Origin of the sequence: Aequorivita aquimaris, assembly GCF_001573155.1 — a bacterium.
Taxonomy (GTDB): Bacteria; Bacteroidota; Bacteroidia; order Flavobacteriales; family Flavobacteriaceae; genus Aequorivita; species Aequorivita aquimaris.
On record NZ_JRWG01000002.1, the window covers coordinates 80,444 to 97,639 of the forward strand.

General features: G+C 39.5%; 16 protein-coding genes and 1 tRNA gene. 3 read left to right on the top strand and 14 right to left on the bottom strand.

Annotation, left to right across the window (positions count from 1 at the left end):
* Window positions 1-67: 67 nt before the first annotated feature.
* From DarG to flxA, 11 genes are read right to left on the bottom strand one after another with little or no spacing between them, the layout of a single operon-like run.
* The gene (gene DarG, locus LS48_RS03130; RefSeq protein ID WP_062619913.1) at window positions 68-469 is read right to left on the bottom strand and encodes a flexirubin biosynthesis protein DarG; all 402 of its coding nucleotides are present in this window, start codon (window positions 467-469) and stop codon (window positions 68-70) included.
* Window positions 470-471: 2 nt separating this feature from the next.
* Window positions 472-930 carry a hotdog family protein gene (locus LS48_RS03135; RefSeq protein ID WP_062619915.1) on the bottom strand — a complete coding sequence of 153 codons (459 nt, stop codon included), beginning with the start codon at window positions 928-930 and terminating at the stop codon, window positions 472-474.
* Complete coding sequence (locus LS48_RS03140; RefSeq protein WP_062619917.1) at window positions 930-1,367, bottom strand: hotdog family protein; 438 nt, start codon at window positions 1,365-1,367, stop codon at window positions 930-932. The genes LS48_RS03135 and LS48_RS03140 overlap by 1 nt, the downstream gene beginning before the upstream one ends.
* Window positions 1,368-2,501 carry a dialkylresorcinol biosynthesis protein DarB gene (gene darB / locus LS48_RS03145; RefSeq protein ID WP_062619919.1) on the bottom strand — a complete coding sequence of 378 codons (1,134 nt, stop codon included), beginning with the start codon at window positions 2,499-2,501 and terminating at the stop codon, window positions 1,368-1,370.
* Entirely contained in the window at window positions 2,501-3,418 is a 918-nt protein-coding gene (locus LS48_RS03150; RefSeq protein WP_062619921.1) for a flavodoxin family protein, read from the bottom strand. Before LS48_RS03150 ends, darB begins: the two co-directional genes overlap by 1 nt.
* Window positions 3,419-3,421: 3 nt before the next feature.
* Window positions 3,422-4,303 carry a lysophospholipid acyltransferase family protein gene (locus tag LS48_RS03155; protein WP_062619923.1) on the bottom strand — a complete coding sequence of 294 codons (882 nt, stop codon included), beginning with the start codon at window positions 4,301-4,303 and terminating at the stop codon, window positions 3,422-3,424.
* A gap of 18 nt (window positions 4,304-4,321) precedes the next feature.
* On the bottom strand, window positions 4,322-4,564 hold the full coding sequence (locus LS48_RS03160) for an acyl carrier protein (RefSeq protein WP_045079317.1): 243 nt from the start codon (window positions 4,562-4,564) through the stop codon (window positions 4,322-4,324).
* Between the two features lie 2 nt (window positions 4,565-4,566).
* Entirely contained in the window at window positions 4,567-5,787 is a 1,221-nt protein-coding gene (locus LS48_RS03165) for a beta-ketoacyl-[acyl-carrier-protein] synthase family protein (protein WP_076692405.1), read from the bottom strand.
* A gap of 12 nt (window positions 5,788-5,799) precedes the next feature.
* Window positions 5,800-6,552 carry a flexirubin biosynthesis SDR family reductase FlxB gene (flxB, locus tag LS48_RS03170; protein WP_062619925.1) on the bottom strand — a complete coding sequence of 251 codons (753 nt, stop codon included), beginning with the start codon at window positions 6,550-6,552 and terminating at the stop codon, window positions 5,800-5,802.
* Window positions 6,553-6,603: 51 nt separating this feature from the next.
* Entirely contained in the window at window positions 6,604-7,737 is a 1,134-nt protein-coding gene (locus tag LS48_RS03175; RefSeq protein WP_062619927.1) for a WG repeat-containing protein, read from the bottom strand.
* Window positions 7,738-7,796: 59 nt separating this feature from the next.
* Window positions 7,797-9,323 carry a flexirubin biosynthesis tyrosine ammonia-lyase FlxA gene (flxA, locus tag LS48_RS03180; RefSeq protein ID WP_062619929.1) on the bottom strand — a complete coding sequence of 509 codons (1,527 nt, stop codon included), beginning with the start codon at window positions 9,321-9,323 and terminating at the stop codon, window positions 7,797-7,799.
* A gap of 101 nt (window positions 9,324-9,424) precedes the next feature.
* Between flxA and LS48_RS03185 the strand changes: the two genes are divergently transcribed.
* Complete coding sequence (locus LS48_RS03185) at window positions 9,425-10,672, top strand: NAD(P)/FAD-dependent oxidoreductase (protein ID WP_062619931.1); 1,248 nt, start codon at window positions 9,425-9,427, stop codon at window positions 10,670-10,672.
* A 213-nt stretch (window positions 10,673-10,885) separates the two neighbouring features.
* On the opposite strand, the gene LS48_RS03190 is transcribed toward LS48_RS03185, so the two are convergent.
* Window positions 10,886-10,958, bottom strand: a tRNA-Gln gene (locus tag LS48_RS03190).
* Between the two features lie 190 nt (window positions 10,959-11,148).
* Between LS48_RS03190 and LS48_RS03195 the strand changes: the two genes are divergently transcribed.
* Window positions 11,149-14,472, top strand: a complete 3,324-nt coding sequence (locus tag LS48_RS03195) for a glycosyltransferase family 117 protein (protein WP_062619933.1) — start codon at window positions 11,149-11,151, stop codon at window positions 14,470-14,472.
* A 27-nt stretch (window positions 14,473-14,499) separates the two neighbouring features.
* Entirely contained in the window at window positions 14,500-15,123 is a 624-nt protein-coding gene (locus LS48_RS03200) for a polysaccharide deacetylase family protein (protein WP_062619935.1), read from the top strand.
* An 8-nt stretch (window positions 15,124-15,131) separates the two neighbouring features.
* Here LS48_RS03200 and LS48_RS03205 read toward each other — a convergent pair whose 3' ends face one another.
* Entirely contained in the window at window positions 15,132-16,625 is a 1,494-nt protein-coding gene (locus LS48_RS03205; RefSeq protein WP_076692406.1) for a phage tail-like protein, read from the bottom strand.
* A 227-nt stretch (window positions 16,626-16,852) separates the two neighbouring features.
* A complete protein-coding gene (locus LS48_RS03210) occupies window positions 16,853-17,149 on the bottom strand; it encodes a thioredoxin family protein (protein ID WP_062619937.1) in 297 nt (98 codons plus the stop codon).
* Window positions 17,150-17,196: the final 47 nt, after the last annotated feature.

Genomic DNA, 17,196 nt, shown 5'->3' on the forward strand with positions numbered 1-17,196 from the left:
GTGGATACTTTTGATTCTATGGATTCTATGGAAATTGATAAACTTTTAAACTCATAAACTTATCGACTCATCGACCCATCGACTTCAATTCTTCAATTGAAATCTCGAAGACATCAGCATATTTGTTCAAAGTTTTATCGCTCAATTTTTTAAAAACCGAAGGCTTAAAGTGGCGTTTTACCTTCCATTGCCAAAAACCAACGTAGCTTGCCAAAATGCCCACGTCCATTTTGTGGAGTTCCATATAATATTCTATGGGGCTGGTTTCGCCCGCAATTACACGGCTTTTTGCATCGGCAATGCGCTCTTTTATTTCCTCGATTGCATTGTTTAATGCTACGGTTTTTGGTTCCCAGCCTGTGCTGTTTTCGGTAGTGTATTCGCCATTTTCATTAACGGCATAACATAGTTCGCGAAAATTGGCGGATTCCAGATTGCTTTTGTCCTGTGGTACTTCCTTTTTCTTCATAATCAGACTTCATGGATTAAAAAATTCATGGTAGAAGATACAATTAATTTTTCATCGAGGAAGGTTTCGGCCTCAAGGCTGCACATTGTCATTTCGCCTGTATCAAATCTGGAAAGGAGTTTTGCCCTTGTAACAATCGTTTCGCCAACGTTTGGAAGCTGAAAAATCTCCACTTTTTTGATGGCGCTTATGTAGCCAACCAATTTATTGCCTGTTCCTTCCAAATCGTCCTTTTCAAAAAAAGTTTGCCCGACAACGCCCGAAGCAGCTTGGGCAACATTTTCAATAAGACCAGTTTCAGAAAGTTTTCCGTTATCCAAAAAAACGCAATCTTCTGTAATGTGGAATTGGGTGGAAACTGAATTTTCGTCAATTTCGAGCACCGAAGTAACCATCAACATCGGCTCGCGATGCGGCAAAAAATTGGCAATGTCAATATTTGAAACGTCCTCAGCTTTCATTAATTGGCCAATACAGTTTTCATTTCACTGGAGGCGATTACTTTTCCATTGCATTCGGTTTCAGCGGTTACCAAAGTTACGCCCATTATATCGTGCAGCACATTTACCGTGGTTTTCAGTTCATTTCCAACAGAAGGAAGGTCAAAAATTTCAGCTTTTTTTATTGCCCCGATATAGCCCACGGGAGCATCTTCTTCCTTTAGAAAAAATTGGTAGCCTGTATAAAGTGCCACGGTCTGCGCCATATGCTCAATTAAGCCTGGAGCGGTAAATTTATGGTTCTGCGTAAAAATGTTTTCTTCGGAAATGGTCAATCCCGCGATTACTTTTTTTTCCTCAAAATGAAGCAGTTTGTCCACCATCACAAACGGCGCTTTCTGCGGAATCAATTTTCCGATGAAATCCTTATCCGTTATTTTTTCGGTGAATTGATTCATTTAAACAACCGTTAAATAGGCGTACGAATATGCAAAACGCGCGCTTTCGGGTACTTGCAGAAATATTTTATCACCCTTTTTCAGTTTTCCGGAATGCACCAATTCCTCCAACATAAGATAGATGGAGCCAGCGCCCACATTCCCAACTTTTTGAAGGTTCAAAAACCATTTTTCCCAAGGTAAATGCAGCCCTTGACGCTCAATTTCGTTGTACAAATTTTCCTTGAAATAATAGGAAGAAATATGCGGCAGGTAGTAATCAATATCGTCCTCGGTGATGTTGTGCTTTGCCATGGCATCTTTCATGCTTTCCACACCTTTTTGAAGGATATTTTCGCCCAACAATTTCACGTCCTGCTTCATCGCAAAAAGCGACATTTTTCCCCAAACATCTGCGGGATATTCGCTCCAAGGTTTTAGGCTGCCATCATCAAGTTTGTCGCCACCGGCATACATACACGTATCGAGTTCAAAGGCATAACTGTAGCCTTCCATCCATTCAATTTTCAATGGTGATTCTCCCTTTGGCTCACTTTCTAAAAGCATTGCGCCAGCGCCGTCAGACAGCATCCAACGTAAAAATTCTTTATTGAAAGCTAGTATTGGATGTTCTTCAATTTCCTGCAAATGGGCTACTTCGTCTTCAAAAATATCAGCTTTCATCCAAGAAGAAGTTCTTTCAGAACCCGTGCAAACTGCATTTTTTACCTGCTCCGATTTTACGGCCATGTAGCCATATTTTAGGGCGTTCATTCCGCTGCAGCAGGCGCCTGAGGGCGAATTTACTTCCAAGTTTCCGTTCTTTAAAAAACCGTGTACCATGGCGGCGTGGCTCGGCAAAATCTGGTCTGGGCTGGAAGTGCCGCAGGACAGCAATTCAATATCGTTTTTGTGGAAAGTTTCATCACACAAGGCCTCAACCGCTTCCGCAGCAAGTTGTGCATTGTTATGGGTTACGTTTCCATCTTTGTCGATGGCGTAATAACGTGTTTTTATTTGGTTGTTCCGAAGGATAATGCGGCGGGCTTTTGAGGTTTTTCCATTAATAACCCCAAGTTTTTCCTCCATCGCCTCATTCTCTACAGGCTCATTGGGCAAAAACTTCGCAATCCTTGTAATATATACGTTCTTCATTAATCCTGCTTTAATGCAACTGATGAATAATAGGCTTTATCTCGCTGTATTTTTCGATACATTGGGATATAAGTGAGCAAAAATACAATAAATACTATTGGTGCTATTAGCCATATTGCAAATAACAAATAATATTTAAAATAAACGAGCCATTTCTTTCTTTCTTCGCCCTCTTTTTTGATTAAATGGTTCGCCCATTTTGTAAAAACAACATTTCCGCGAATATCGGTGGCTATTAGTGATGGATCAATTTTTACGGCTCCCACGTCCAAAAGATTTTGCTGCAGATTTGAATATTCATTTTGAAGCAAAGCTTCTTTAATGGGAACTCCAAAACGGGAGGCTGCTTCAATATCTTTGTCCGACACTCCCGGTTTTGGAAAAATACCGAGCATTCTGGTTTTCTTACCGCCCATAAGCCAATGCACGATTGTGATAACGCTGATGTGGTTCAGGTTACGGTCCACCAAAGCAATATTTCCGACCAATTTTGCATGGTTCGCAATCAATAATTTTTTCACTTTTTCCTGCGCCATTATCCACATATTGCGGCTTGCGGAAACGGTTACCACGGGCGTATTTGCGAGCAATAATTTTGCCTCTTCAGATTTTAAAAATGAATTGATTGGGATGGAAGGCGTTAAGTACCAAGTAGTGTAGCCTAAAATAACCAAGTCGTATTTATTTTGAAGAATTTCTGATGGAATCGCTTCCAAAGGGGTTGGTATTTGGAGAAAGGTTTCCGGGAAAGCGCCGTAAAATTCTTCCTGTTTCCACGGAAAGGGGAATTTTTTCTTCGGAATTATTTCGCAATAGGATATGTTAACTTTTTCAACTGAAATCGTTGAAGCAATATTCTTCAGAATATCAAAAAGCTGCCCGGTTTGGGAATAATAAATTATAAGTACTTCCTTCATTTCTTAATCGTCCGTTTCCCAAAAATCAAAATAGTTGAACCATTGCAACGGATATTTTTTCAGCATCCATTCCACACTTTCGGTATATTTTTTCAGCAATCCTTGTGCATCGCGGTTCTTTACTTCTGCTTGACGGGCGTATAAATGATAGTGCTTATTGGTTTCCTTCATTACATAAACGAACAAAACAGGCACGTTCAGCCTACTGGCCAATAAAAATGGGCCGGCGGGAAAATTTGCTTCTTTTCCCATCAACGATTCCGTCAATACTTTTTGGCCTTTCATATATCTATCGCCTGTAAAACAGACCAATTCGCCATTGCTGAGGGCATTGTTTATTTCAAAAATATGCGACATATCCTCTTTCACCAAGATAAACTTTACATTGGAACGCATGGTTACTTTTTCCATATATTCCTTGATGTTTTTATGTTCGACATCGGTGGTTACAAGGCTTATTTGCGATCGGGTATCAATTTCCTCAAAAAAGAATTCGGCGATTTCAAAATTGCCAACGTGGGCACTTATCATAATGCCACCTTGCTTTTTGTCGAGAAGCTCTATAATATTGTCAACTCCGTCACATTCATGGGTAAATCTGTTTTGCAGACCAGAAGAGATTGCGGCCTTGTCAATAATGGTCTTGCCAAAAACATAATAACTTTTGTAAATGCTGAAAACACTCTTAGTCCAAGAATATTTCAATCTTTTACGAAAGTAGTAAAATATGGATCGGGTGCTTCTTCCGGCGAAGAATACGTAATAAAGAGCAACGAAATAAAGCAGTCCGTATGCAGCGCGAACACCTAATTTTCTGATAAAAAATATAAAGATTTTATACCCTAAAACGGTTCCTTTGCTTTTGCCTTCCCACTCGCCCGCCATAAATAGTTATTGCAAATTTCAGCTGATTTTTGTTTCAATCAGGTCGTAAAAATCTTGAAGTGTAATAACATTAAGGAAATCCTCACCAGTCAATTTCACGCCAAAATTGGCCTCAATGGCAACTACCAAATCCACAAAATCCAAGCTGTCCAGCTCCAAAGTTTCCTTTAGATTGGCCCTTGGTTCAATGTCTTCGGTCTCTACCTCAAACTCATCTACCAAAAAGTAGTTTATCTTCTCAACTATAACTTCTTTATTCATTTCTAATGTGTGCATTTTTTAATTATCAATGCGGAATTGGTTCCCCCAAACCCGAAAGAATTGGACAAAAATACATCAATTTTTCTATTTAACGTTTTGTTAACAAGGTTTAATTTTGAAGCCGCCTCATCCGGCGTTTCAAGATTGATATTTGGCGCTATGAAGGAGTGTTCCATCATAAGCATGGAATAAATAACCTCGCTCGCGCCTGCCATCCAACATTCGTGGCCGGTCATGGATTTTGTGGAACTCACATAAGGTCCGTTTTCCCCAAAAACATCCGTAATTGCGAGCGCCTCATTTGCGTCGCCAACTGGTGTTGAAGTTGCGTGTGCATTTACGTAATCAATTTCCGAAGCTTGGATATTTGCCTGTTCAAGAGCCATTTTCATTGCTCGGGCAGGGCCGTCAACATTTGGCGTTGAAATATGATCGCCGTTTGAAGAAAAGCCGTAGCCTATAATTTCGCCCAAAATTGGCGCTCCGCGTTTTATAGCGCTTTCGTAACTCTCAATAATTAAAGTTGCCGCACCACCGCTGGGCACTAATCCATCCCTATCTTTATCGAAGGGACGACAGGCTTTTGTGGGATCTGCTTGTGTTGAAAAAACCCCGAGCCCGTCAAAACTGCCCATTGCCAGTTCATTAATCTCTTGGGCTCCGCCGGAAATGATACAATCCTGCAAGCCATTTTTTATAAGAAAATAGGCCATCCCGATGGAATGTGAGCCACTGGCACAAGCCGCACTGATGGTAAAATTGATGCCTCGCAATTTAAAAATGGTGGAAAGGTTCATCGTAACGGAAGAGTTCATCGCCTTAAAAATTGCGCCCGAACCCACCAAGGTTGTATCCTTCTTTTCACGAATTTTATCAACCGATTCTATGACCGATTTTGCGGTGCTGTCATTTCCGTAAAGAATGCCCACTTCATTTTCGTCCAGAAATTGCTGGTCTATTTTAGCGTTTTTCAAGGCTTCAATAGTTGCGGCATAGGCGTAAGCGCCTTCCTCACCAAGACTAACACGCTCTCTTCGGGAAAGTTGTTCTTTCAAATTGGGTTCTTCCACCCAACCCGTTAAACAGGAACGATAGCCGAAATCCTTCCGCTTTTCGTCGCAAATAATTCCAGATTTTCCTTCATAAAGCGATTGCTTCACTTTCTGCAGGTTTTTGCCGATGCAGGAATAGATGCCCATTCCGGTTATTACTACTCTTTTCACTTCTCCTTCATTTTAAGAATAAATCCCTCCATTAATATTAATAATTTCCCCGGTAATATAGGAAGCTTTTGGTGATGCCAGAAAACTCACCACGTGGGCTACTTCCTCGGCTTCGCCAAAACGGTTGGCCGGGATCATTTTTTTCAGTTCCTTTTCGTCAAGTTCGGCGGTCATATCACTTTTTATAAATCCTGGGGCTACTGCGTTTACGGTTATGTTCCGTTTTGCGACTTCCTGCGCCAGTGCTTTAGTGGCGCCAATAACCGCTCCTTTTGCCGCGGAATAATTTACCTGGCCGGGAGTTCCTTTTAATCCTGAAACCGAAACCATGTTGATAACCCGGCCATATTTATTGACAAGCAATTTTTGGATCAAGGCATTGGTTACATTGTAAAAACCATTCAAACTGGTGTTTATTACGCTGTGCCAATCGTCAGGTTTCATCCACATAAACATGCCGTCTTTGGTAATTCCAGCATTGTTAATTATGACTTCAATGATAGCATCTTTATTGGCTTCGTGCCATACGTCAAATGCCTTATTAACGGATTCGGGATTGGTAACATCAAATTGGATTATTTCACCCTTGCCGCCGAGTGCCTCAACCTCTTTCAAGGTTTGTTGGGCGGCTTCTTTGTTGCCGTTATAATTTATAAGTAGGTTATATTCCAAATCTTTCGCCAATTGAATACAAACTGCACGGCCGATACCTCGGGAACCTCCTGTTACTAATGCGTATTTCTGTTTCGTTTTTTTATCTTCCATTTAATTTTTATCACAACTTTTTACTGCCAATTGCTACTGAATACTAATTTTCTACTTTGAAGTATCCACAAAAGCTTCGGCATTCTGGTACCATTTGCCTATAACTTGGCCTTTTTCATTAATAAAGCCCCATTTTTTATCTTTCTTTACACGAGCCACACCGTCAATAAACCCTTTATCAGATCCGCTTTGCAGGAATCCAAACATTCCTATTGAAATATCGTATTCCATCGGGATTACTAAGTTTCCGGTTTTATCAACAAACCCCCATAGTTTTTTTTCTTTTACAGGAGCTAGGCCATTATCAGAAAATATTTCGGCATCTCTGAATTTTATGTCGATAACTTTTTCTCCTTTTTCATTAATAAAGCCCCATTCCTTCCCTAGATTTACAGGAGCAAGTCCAGCATTAAATGCACGTACTTTATCATAAGCAGGCTGTATTACCCATTCTCCCTTTCCATTTATGAAGCCCATCATTTTATTGCTTCGAGCATAGGTTAATGGGGAATCATTAGTAAAATCCCAAATTTTATCCACTCCGCTGATTGGTGTAAATGTTCCATTAATCAAAACACCGAAACTTTCACCTTTTCTTGCCCAAATTCCGTTTTTACTGAAATCACCAATCTCGTTATAATCTGCGGGAACAAACTCTTCTCCCTTTTTGCTGAGCAAGCCCCAAGTTTCACCATTTTTAAATTTTGCGTAGCCATTGTTGAAACTTTTTATTTCATCATATTTTGGTTCTAAAATGGTTTTTCCATTAGTATCCATCAAACCTATTTTTTCGCCGCTGCGGATAACAGCTACCCCACCGTCAAAATCATAAATCTTGTCAGTGGCAGGCGTATTTAAGGTTTCATTTTTAGCGTTAATGTATTTCCATTGATCGTTCTCCAATACCACCGCATAACCAGAATTGAATGCCTTTACGCGATCATATTGCGGTTGTATAACCCATTCGCCGGAGGTATTGATAAAGCCCCATTTTTTATCTTTCATAGCGGCCGCGAGCTTTCCGGAAAAACTATCTGCTTTTTCAAATTGCGGCTGGATAACATATTCACCACTTTTGTTGATGTAGCCAAAAAGATCATTGTCGCGAACTAAAGCTAGTTCCTGAGCAGAAACTGTGGTTGTCCCCAAAATTAAAATAAGTGCAAAGGAAAAAATTGTTTTCATAATTATCTTGGTTTTAAGTTAGTGAGGAGAGACGAACAATTTACAAAATTATTCTGTTCTTATTTTATAGAATCCATCAAAAATTCTTTTACGCTATTCACATATGGATACATTGCTACGTCTTCCTTAAAAACAGGTACAATTCCCCGAATTTCATTATACATTTTTTTGGTTTCGGAAGAAACGCTATCCTGAACTTTTAGATATTCAATAGCTTGAACAATGGTTATGAGTTCAATTGCTACTACTTCAAAAGCATTTTCAATCACTTTTTTGGTGATAAGTGCAGCATTTGTACCCATACTCACTATATCCTGATTGTCATTATTGTTCGGGATACTGTGCACATACATTGGGTTGCTCAGCATTTGGCTTTCGGCTGTTGTGGATGTAGCAGTAAACTGTACGCCCTGCATTCCAAAATTCAATCCAAGTTTGCCCAAATTCACGAACGGAGGCAGTATGTCGTTCAATTTTGAATTCAATAAATAGTTTAATTGACGTTCGGCAAGCATCGTCATTTTTGCAACTACAATTTTCAGCTTGTCCATTTCAAGAGAAACATAATCGCCGTGGAAGTTTCCGCCGTGATATACATTTCGTTTTTCAACATCCACGATCGGGTTATCGTTTGCTGAATTTACTTCTTCAATCAATATTTTTTCAACGGAATTGAGCGTGTCCAAAACAGGTCCCAAAATTTGTGGTACGCAGCGAAGAGAATAATATTCCTGTACTTTTTCAACAAACACCTCTTCGTTTTTTGAACCGTTGTACAAATGGTGTTCACGCTTGCGGGTAAGATTGCTGTCTTTTAAATGGCTGCGCATCATTTCGGCAATTTGTCGTTGCCCCTTATGTCTTTTGGTTTCGTTCAATTCAAAAGAAAGATGGTCGTCATATGCTTTTACAATTTCATTTATGGCAGAGGAAGCTTTAATCATCCACTGCATAATTCGTTTTGTGTAAAGCACGTTTACCACGCCAATTCCCGTCATTACTGACGTTCCGTTCATTAAAGCCAATCCTTCGCGCAGCTCCACTTTTATGGGTTGAAGGTTTTCTATTTTGAAGACTTCTTCCGTATTTCTGCGTTCTCCTTTATAAAAAACTTCGCCTTCACCAATCAATACCAACGCCAAATGGGCAAGCTGCACCAAATCGCCGCTAGCGCCCACACCACCGTGTTCATAAATAAGTGGAATAATATTTTTGTTGAGCAATTCGCCCATCAATTTAATGACGGAAGGGTGAACCCCACTGTTGCCAAGGCTTAGCGTGTTCATTCGCGCAAGCATGGCCGCACGGACGTATTGTGCCGTAATTGGGTTTCCGGTTCCCGAAGCATGGCTACGAATAAGATTATACTGCAACTGTATGCGCTCGTCGTCCTTTATTTTGTACTGCGCCATCGGGCCGAAACCTGTATTGACCCCATAAATAATTTTATTTTCAGAAAATTCTTTCAGAAAGTCGAAACTGTTTTGAACTCTTTCTATTATATCTTTGTGAAGTTGGACGGATTCGTTTTTGAAAATGATTTTATCAAAATCGGCTGTTTCCAGTTTTCCTTGTAATGTTGGCATTTATAGTTGAATCAATTGATTTATTAACGTTTTGGTCTAAAATAATTTGGTAACTTTAGAATGCAAATTTAGAATTTTTTAACAATCTATATCTTAATAATATGAATGATATTGCTGTTGATGTGTTAATTATTGGCGCAGGACCTTCAGGCTGCGTTGCTTCTTCCTATTTAAAAAACAACGGAATAAGCTCCAAAGTGGTTGAAAAAAGCAAATTTCCGCGCTTTGTGATTGGCGAAAGTTTATTGCCGCGCTGCATGGACCATTTTGAAGAAACTGGACTTTTAGATTGTTTGATGGAGCAGCAATTTGAAATTAAGGCAGGCGCTCGATTTTTGAAAGATGATATTGTGTGCAATTTCGATTTTTCGAAAAAACACACCCCGGGCTGGGATTATACTTGGCAGGTTCCGCGGGCAGATTTTGACCATACGCTTGCCAAAGAAATAGTGAAAAAAGGTGTGGATGTTTCCTTCGGCCACGAAGTAACTGCTGTGGAATTTGACGAAAACGGCCATTCCACAACAACCGTTAAAACCGAAGAAGGAAACGAATATAACATCCGCGCAAAGTTTATTATTGATAGTAGTGGTTACGGCAGGGTTTTGCCTCGACTGCTGGATTTGGACAAGCCTTCTACCCTTGAAGCAAATTCCGCAATCTTCACACATGTAAAAGAAACCGAACGCCCCGAAGGTGTAGAGGGAACGCTTATTACCTTTGATGTGGTGAAAGATGAAGTTTGGCTTTGGGTCATTCCTTTTTCAAACGGAAATACGAGCATTGGCTTTGTAGGACCAACGGAGTTTATTGAATCTTTTAAAGGGACAAATGCTGAAAAGCTTAAGGAAATGCTGAAAATTTCCGACTATTATTACGATAGGCTAAAAGATTTGGACTTCCTTTTTGAGCCACATATTATCAAAAATTATTCAAAAGCCGTAAAACAACTTTACGGAAAAGGCTATGCCCTTACGGGAAATAGCGCTGAATTTTTGGATCCCGTATTTTCGTCGGGCGTTACGTTTGCAACAGAATCGGGCGTGAAAGCTGCCAAACTAATAACCAAACAATTAAATGGCGAAAAAGTGGATTGGGAACAGGATTACACGGGCTATATTATGAAAGGCGTTGATGTTTTTAGAACGTACGTTAGCGAATGGTACACCGGCAATCTTCAGAAAATATTTTTCCACCGCCCCGAAAATCCTGTGATCAAAGAACAGATTTGCGCTGTGCTTGCTGGTTATGTTTGGGATGAGACAAATCCGTTTGTAAAAAACCACAACCGTCTTGTAAAAACGGTTGCGAAGGTTATTGATATGGAAAATGAACGGGCATTGTCGTAATTGTAGAATTAAAGCATGCCTTAATTCTACAATTACCACCACCGATATTAAATCAATAACGGTTGTTTAAAAATGAAAAATCCCAATTTCGAAAAATTGAGATTTTTTCTGTTGGCCCACTAGAGTTTCCTTCGGCTCCGCTCAGGGTAAACTTCTCTACTTAAATCTTTTGGAATAAAAAAAGTCCCAATCTAAAAAAGACTGAGACTTTTGTTGGCCCACTAGGGCTCGAACCTAGACTCTTCTGGACCAAAACCAGACGTGTTGCCAGTTACACCATGGGCCAATTCCATAATGAGGGGCAAATTTAATACAAACTTTGTGTTGTGCAAATATTTTATCGCAAAAAATAATTCGAATTTTTCAAACTGTGTCTTTGGCAAAAATATCAAAGCAGATTGTACGTTACCTCAATTACATACTTGGGGCTATCTATATTATTAGTAAATTCGTCCCATAAAATTTTTTAAGTGCTTATGGGTTCTTTTAACTTTACAAAATGGAATAAAATCACGGGTTGGCTTGTCTTTGCCATTGCTCTGACAACATATTGGTTAACCGTGGAGCCTACCGCCAGTTTTTGGGATGCGGGCGAATATATTACCACCGCCAGTAACTTAGAGGTAGGCCACCCTCCGGGAGCACCACTCTATCAATTGCTCGGCGCTTTTTTCTCCATTTTTGCCGCAGAAGCTTCGCAAATTGCGCTTACCATTAACTTAATGTCTGTTTTCGCCAGCGCATTTACCATATTATTTATGTTTTGGTCGTTAACAATACTGTTAACCAATTTGGTTTCCAAACATAATGAAATAGAAAAAACTGGCGCCATTGCAATCATTGGAAGTGCTGCCGTGGGCTCGTTGGCATTTGCGTTTACCGATAGCTTTTGGTTCAATGCCGTAGAGGCCGAAGTTTACGCCAGTGCGGCCTTTTTAATGTCGGTTCTGTTTTACACCGCCCTCCGCTGGGAGCGCGAAATGCTGGAACCGCGCGGGAATCGCTGGGTAATTTTAATCGCCTTTATCGTTGGGCTTTCTTTCGGGGTGCACTTTATGGCCCTACTTACTATTCCGGCGATTGGGTTTTTGTATTTCTTCAAGCATTATAAAACCGTTACGGTAAAAAACTTCATTATTGCAAATATTGTTACCGTAGCCATACTCTTATTCATCTTCAAGCTTTTATTGCCCATGACGATGAAATTTTTCAGTGCTTCGGAACTATTCTTTGTCAATAGCATCGGGCTTCCCTTTAACTCCGGAACCATTTTCGCCGCGCTTCTTTTTATCGTGCTATTCATTTACGGACTTCGTTTGACCCGAAAAAAAGGATTTGTACAGCTAAACACGCTTTTATTGTGCGTACTCTTTATATTCATTGGGTTTTCAAGTTGGTTGATGCTGCCTATTCGCGCCAATGCGGGAACGGTAATTAACGAGAACAACCCCAACAACGCACGTGAGCTCTTGGCATATTATAACCGCGAACAGTACCCAGAAACCCATCTTTTTTACGGACCTCTTTTCACTGAAACCTACGTTGGGCTTGATGAAGAAAACCCTTATAAAGACGAAAAACCAAAATACGAAAAGGATGAAGCTACGGGAAAATACATCATCGTAAACAATTACAAAAATGCCGGCCAAAATACCGAGGACTCGCAAAAGGCCTTTATGCCCCGTATGTGGAGTACAGAGCACAACGCCAACTACATGGAATTTACGGGAGGATTGGATTTTTCGGTAAAAAGCGAGTACTTGAGTGAGCCCCGCCTTGTTGATGAAGTAAATAAATTTAAGCAGGCATATAATCAAGGCCTGGTTGATAAAAGCGATTATGATAAGTTTCTGAAAAATTTCGGACAATATCTCGACATCCAAAAACCGTCCTTTTTCCAAAACATGAAGTTTATGTTCGAGTTTCAGTTTGGATATATGTACTGGCGTTATTTTATGTGGAATTTCGCGGGAAGACAGGACGACGTACAGGGGCAATACACAGATCTTCACGGAAATTGGATAAGCGGAATAAAATTTATAGATGAACTACGTCTGGGCAATCAAGACCAACTTACCACAGACATGAAAGAAAATAAGGCGCGCAATACTTACTTTTTCCTTCCACTTATCTTAGGAATTATAGGCTTGGTATTTCATTTTAAAAATGACCAAAAGAGCTTTTGGGTCTTGCTTGTGTTTTTTCTCTTCACAGGATTGGCACTTAAAGTTTATCTAAACGAAAGACCTTTTGAGCCACGGGAGCGTGATTATGCGCTTGTAGGAAGCTTCTATGTTTTTGCAATTTGGATAGGCTATGGTGTCTATGCTCTTTTTGACCTAGCAAAAGATTATTTAAAACCGAAAATAGCACTGCCTGTGGTACTTGCCATTACCACTTTGGCAGCACCAGTTTTGCTCGCCACCCAGAATTGGGACGACCACGACCGAAGTAACCGATATACTGCGCAGAGTATGGCCAAAATGTATCTGGACTCCTGCGATAAAAACGCGATTCTCTTCACCATTGGCGATAATGATACCTTTGCACTCTGGTATGCCCAAAATATTGAAGGCTATAGGCAAGATGTACGTATCGTAAACACTAGCTTGTTCCAGACAGATTGGTATATTGATGATATGAAGAAGAAGGCCTTTACCAGTGACCCTATCCCCTCACAACTAGCGCATAACAAATACCGTTGGGGAACACGCGATTTCTTAATATATCAACAAACCACTCAAGATACCATTGATATTAAAACATGGATGAATTTTGTGGCCAATGACAGCCCGGCAACCCAAATGGAGCTTCCTAGTGGACAACAAGTAAACACTTTTCCTTCAAAAATTATTAGAATACCCGTAGATAAAGAAGCGGTATTACGTAATGGTATAGTTGATGAAAAAGATGCTGATAAGATTGTTCCATATATAGACATTAATCTTAAAGGTGATATTATTTATAAAAACAGAATGATGATGCTTGACATTATCGCCAACAATAATTGGGAACGGCCTATTTATTTCAGCGGCGGAAGCTTTGGTGATGATGATTATTTGTGGATGAAAGATTATCTGCAGCTGGACGGAGTGGTTTATAAATTAGTTCCCATTAAAACGCCTTTAAACAAAAGAAGTCCTTTTGATATGGGAAGAATTGATACAGATAAAATGTATGATATTGTTATGTCTTGGGATTGGGGCAATAGCGGTAGCCCAGACATTTACCACGATACCGAGACCAGAAGAAACGGAATTACTTACAGAAGTAATCTAGCACGGCTTGCAGAAGCACTTATAAATGAAGATAAGAATGAAAAGGCCGAAAAGGTGTTGGATCTTGCAATGGAGAAGATGCCAATAAATTATTTTGAATATTATTCCCTTTTGGAACCATTTGTTATTGGTTACTACGAGCTTGACAAACCCGAAAAAGCTCGCAAGGTTTATGAAGATGTTTCCAAAAAATATCAAGAAAATTTAATTTATTACAATAGTTTGAAATTTAATAGACAACGTGCCATCGCCGAAGATATAATTAGCGATATGGAGCGTTACCGCGGCCTAGTACAACTGGTGGTTGTGTATGACGAAGAACAATATGGCAGAGCCGAGGCAAAGGAGTTTAACGACTATTTAAAGCTCTTCCGCCACTTTTACTCTCCAGATGAGGCTATGGACTTAGACAAAGACGTAGAAAAAGACTCCACCATTGAAATCCCACTGGACTCAACTCTTTTGGAGGAAATGGAGCTAGAGCCAACCAATCAGGTTAACGAAGATGTGCCCGTAAATTAAAATACTTTGAAATTCAATTTGGTAAAAATGCCCAGATTTATCCAGCGGTTATACCCTGAACGAATCTGGGCATTTCCACATAAAAGAGATTCAGTTTATCTCACATTTGACGACGGCCCAATTCCTGAAGTAACCCCTTGGGTTTTGGATGAGTTAAAAAAGTACAATGCAAAAGCCACCTTTTTCTGCATAGGCGAAAATGTTCAAAAGCATTCCGAAATTTTCCAAAGAATTCTTTCCGAAGGCCATTCGGTGGGCAATCACACCTTTAATCATTTGAACGGTTGGAAAACAGCCACTTCCGAATATATTGAAAATGTTGACAAAGCTGATAGACGGATGGGAAACAATTCAAAATTCAAGATTCAAGATTCAAGATTATTCAGACCGCCCTATGGAAAAATCACTTCAAAACAAGCGAAAATTCTTCAGCGCAAAGGTTTTAAAATTGTGATGTGGGATATTATTAGCTATGATTATGACGCCAATACTTCTCCAGAAAAATGCCTTCATAATGTACTGAAAAACATAAAGCCCGGAAGTGTAATCGTATTTCACGATAGCTTAAAGGCAGAAAAAAACCTTCGGTATGTGTTGCCGAAGGTCTTGGAATTTATTGGGAAGAAAGGCTGGTTATGTACACCTCTTTAGTGTGATAATTATTTTAAATTAACATTTAATGAAAATACAGTGATACTAGTTGTTCCGTTTCCGGTCAACCTTTGCCCCCAAATTTCTATGTAATCATTTGGTGCCAATTCCACGGTACCCGAAATAGAATTACTTGAAATATCGGAAGTATTATTTACTCTCATCAATGTATTAGTTTCAACTAATGATGTTCCTGTAGCCCCATTTTTTTTAATGAAAAATGCATAGTAATCTCCAGTCCCACTATTACCCCTTACAGAAAGAGAAGCGTTGATTTGAAAAGTTCTGGTTTTTTTTCCAAGATAGGTCAACCGATTATTTTGCGGAGAAGAGACCCTAAACAAATTTACTGCAGTTGTTGTGTTTAAGTTTGGCGAAGTTCCCGAAAGATTGAACTCATTGCCATTTGTTACAGTCTGTACAAAGCCCGTGGTGATGGTACCATTATAATATATATTCCCTGATGAAACATCATCAGATTCTCTCGGTATTCCTGGACAGTTCACCGTCCACGAATTTGTAAAACTATAACCAGGATAAGACCCTGTAGTATATTTTTTTATATATCCATTGGGAGCAGATGTTGTTCCAGAAAAAACCGTCCCTTGTAAAACCCCACTTCCAACAGTCGGGTTTGAACTCACGTCCAATGCTACATCTGAGCCATTGACAGAACTAAAACCACTCACTTTTTCAATCAATCCAAAGGTTCCCGTGAATGTTTCAAAGGTTCCGTTATTAGAATCCGGCCATGCCTGATTGTTTAAAAGTAAATTTCCTATACTTGTATAAGTAATACCTGTTGTATTACCAACAAATTGCACAATATTTCCAAAATAAAGTCCTACATTTGAGATTGTCCCAACACTAGCCATACCAGAAACAATACAATTTTGAAACAAAAGTGCAGTTCCACCAGTAATTGCAAAAACAGTTCCTCCCCCAGTGATCGTTAAATTTTTAATATTACCTCCAGTAGTTCCAGTAAATACATTACCTGTAGCCTTAAATAATATGTCTTCTCCCGCATCACGTCCTAAAAGTTGTGCATCGTTTAGTTCTATCGGATCAGTTAAAGTTATTAATCCATTTATTTCGTACAAGGTATTTTCGTCTAATGTAATTTTACCACCTGATGGAGTTGGAAAATCTGACACAGATTTCACCAACTTATAATTATCCCTTTGATTGGCAGCTGCATTTATTTTCACCCAAGTTCCCGGCGCAGGAAGTGCCGTTGCGTCAAAATAATAAAACGACTTTAAGTCAGTGTCGTAAACCACTAGACTATTAGCAGCAGTAGCACTTAATATGTTACGTTGCGCAGTTGTCATTCGCGGCAATAACAAACCCTGGGTTGTTGATGTAATATCAAGTGCCGAAGAGGCATGGGGGTTCGTTGTCCCAATTCCCACCTGCGCTTGGATAGCCGATGCGGAAAATAAAAGAACAAAAAGAACGATTCCTCCAATTAAGGAAGAAGGAGTGTAGGATTTTTTCATAGCAGTTGGGGATAATGTAAAATTTTTCGGACAAATTAAAAGACTTAATCCGAATTTACAATCACTTTAACGATAAAATTTTAAATTTTAACTTTTATTGTAGAAAATCCAATAAACTAAAAGAAATAGGGGGAAAAGAAGAAAATACTTACCAAAATACTCTTTTTTCCATATTTTTTTATGAAATAAAGGAATGTACTGATAAATAAATGAGGGGTTTAGAGGGTCTAAATATATTCGTTTACGAGACCAATTAGCGTATTGGCATCCTGTTCCCCGCTTTGGCGCCATTTCATTTCGCCATTTTTATAGATCATTAACGTGGGAAGTCCTTTAACCCGAAGTGCTTCGGCCAGTTCTTTGTTCTTTTCAACGTCAATTTTAATGACGCGGGCTTTGTCGCCAAGTGCAGCCGCAACATCTCTCAACACGGGGTGCATTTCCTTGCAGGCGTCGTCCCATTCAGCATAAAAGTCCAGCAGAACCGGAACTCTTGTTTCAATTAATTCTCCAAATTTTGACATTTGCCTAATGTGTTAGTTGAACAATTGTATTTACAAATATAACATTT

Excerpts from the sequence above, each read along its gene's own strand:
- DarG (WP_062619913.1), bottom strand. The coding sequence starts at position 469 with ATGAAGAAAAAGGAAGTACCACAGGACAAAAGCAATCTGGAATCCGCC.
- LS48_RS03135 (WP_062619915.1), bottom strand. The coding sequence starts at position 930 with ATGAAAGCTGAGGACGTTTCAAATATTGACATTGCCAATTTTTTGCCG.
- LS48_RS03140 (WP_062619917.1), bottom strand. The coding sequence starts at position 1,367 with ATGAATCAATTCACCGAAAAAATAACGGATAAGGATTTCATCGGAAAA.
- darB (WP_062619919.1), bottom strand. The coding sequence starts at position 2,501 with ATGAAGAACGTATATATTACAAGGATTGCGAAGTTTTTGCCCAATGAG.
- LS48_RS03150 (WP_062619921.1), bottom strand. The coding sequence starts at position 3,418 with ATGAAGGAAGTACTTATAATTTATTATTCCCAAACCGGGCAGCTTTTT.
- LS48_RS03155 (WP_062619923.1), bottom strand. The coding sequence starts at position 4,303 with ATGGCGGGCGAGTGGGAAGGCAAAAGCAAAGGAACCGTTTTAGGGTAT.
- LS48_RS03160 (WP_045079317.1), bottom strand. The coding sequence starts at position 4,564 with ATGAATAAAGAAGTTATAGTTGAGAAGATAAACTACTTTTTGGTAGAT.
- flxB (WP_062619925.1), bottom strand. The coding sequence starts at position 6,552 with ATGGAAGATAAAAAAACGAAACAGAAATACGCATTAGTAACAGGAGGT.
- LS48_RS03175 (WP_062619927.1), bottom strand. The coding sequence starts at position 7,737 with ATGAAAACAATTTTTTCCTTTGCACTTATTTTAATTTTGGGGACAACC.
- flxA (WP_062619929.1), bottom strand. The coding sequence starts at position 9,323 with ATGCCAACATTACAAGGAAAACTGGAAACAGCCGATTTTGATAAAATC.
- LS48_RS03185 (WP_062619931.1), top strand. The coding sequence starts at position 9,425 with ATGAATGATATTGCTGTTGATGTGTTAATTATTGGCGCAGGACCTTCA.
- LS48_RS03195 (WP_062619933.1), top strand. The coding sequence starts at position 11,149 with ATGGGTTCTTTTAACTTTACAAAATGGAATAAAATCACGGGTTGGCTT.
- LS48_RS03200 (WP_062619935.1), top strand. The coding sequence starts at position 14,500 with ATGCCCAGATTTATCCAGCGGTTATACCCTGAACGAATCTGGGCATTT.
- LS48_RS03205 (WP_076692406.1), bottom strand. The coding sequence starts at position 16,625 with ATGAAAAAATCCTACACTCCTTCTTCCTTAATTGGAGGAATCGTTCTT.
- LS48_RS03210 (WP_062619937.1), bottom strand. The coding sequence starts at position 17,149 with ATGTCAAAATTTGGAGAATTAATTGAAACAAGAGTTCCGGTTCTGCTG.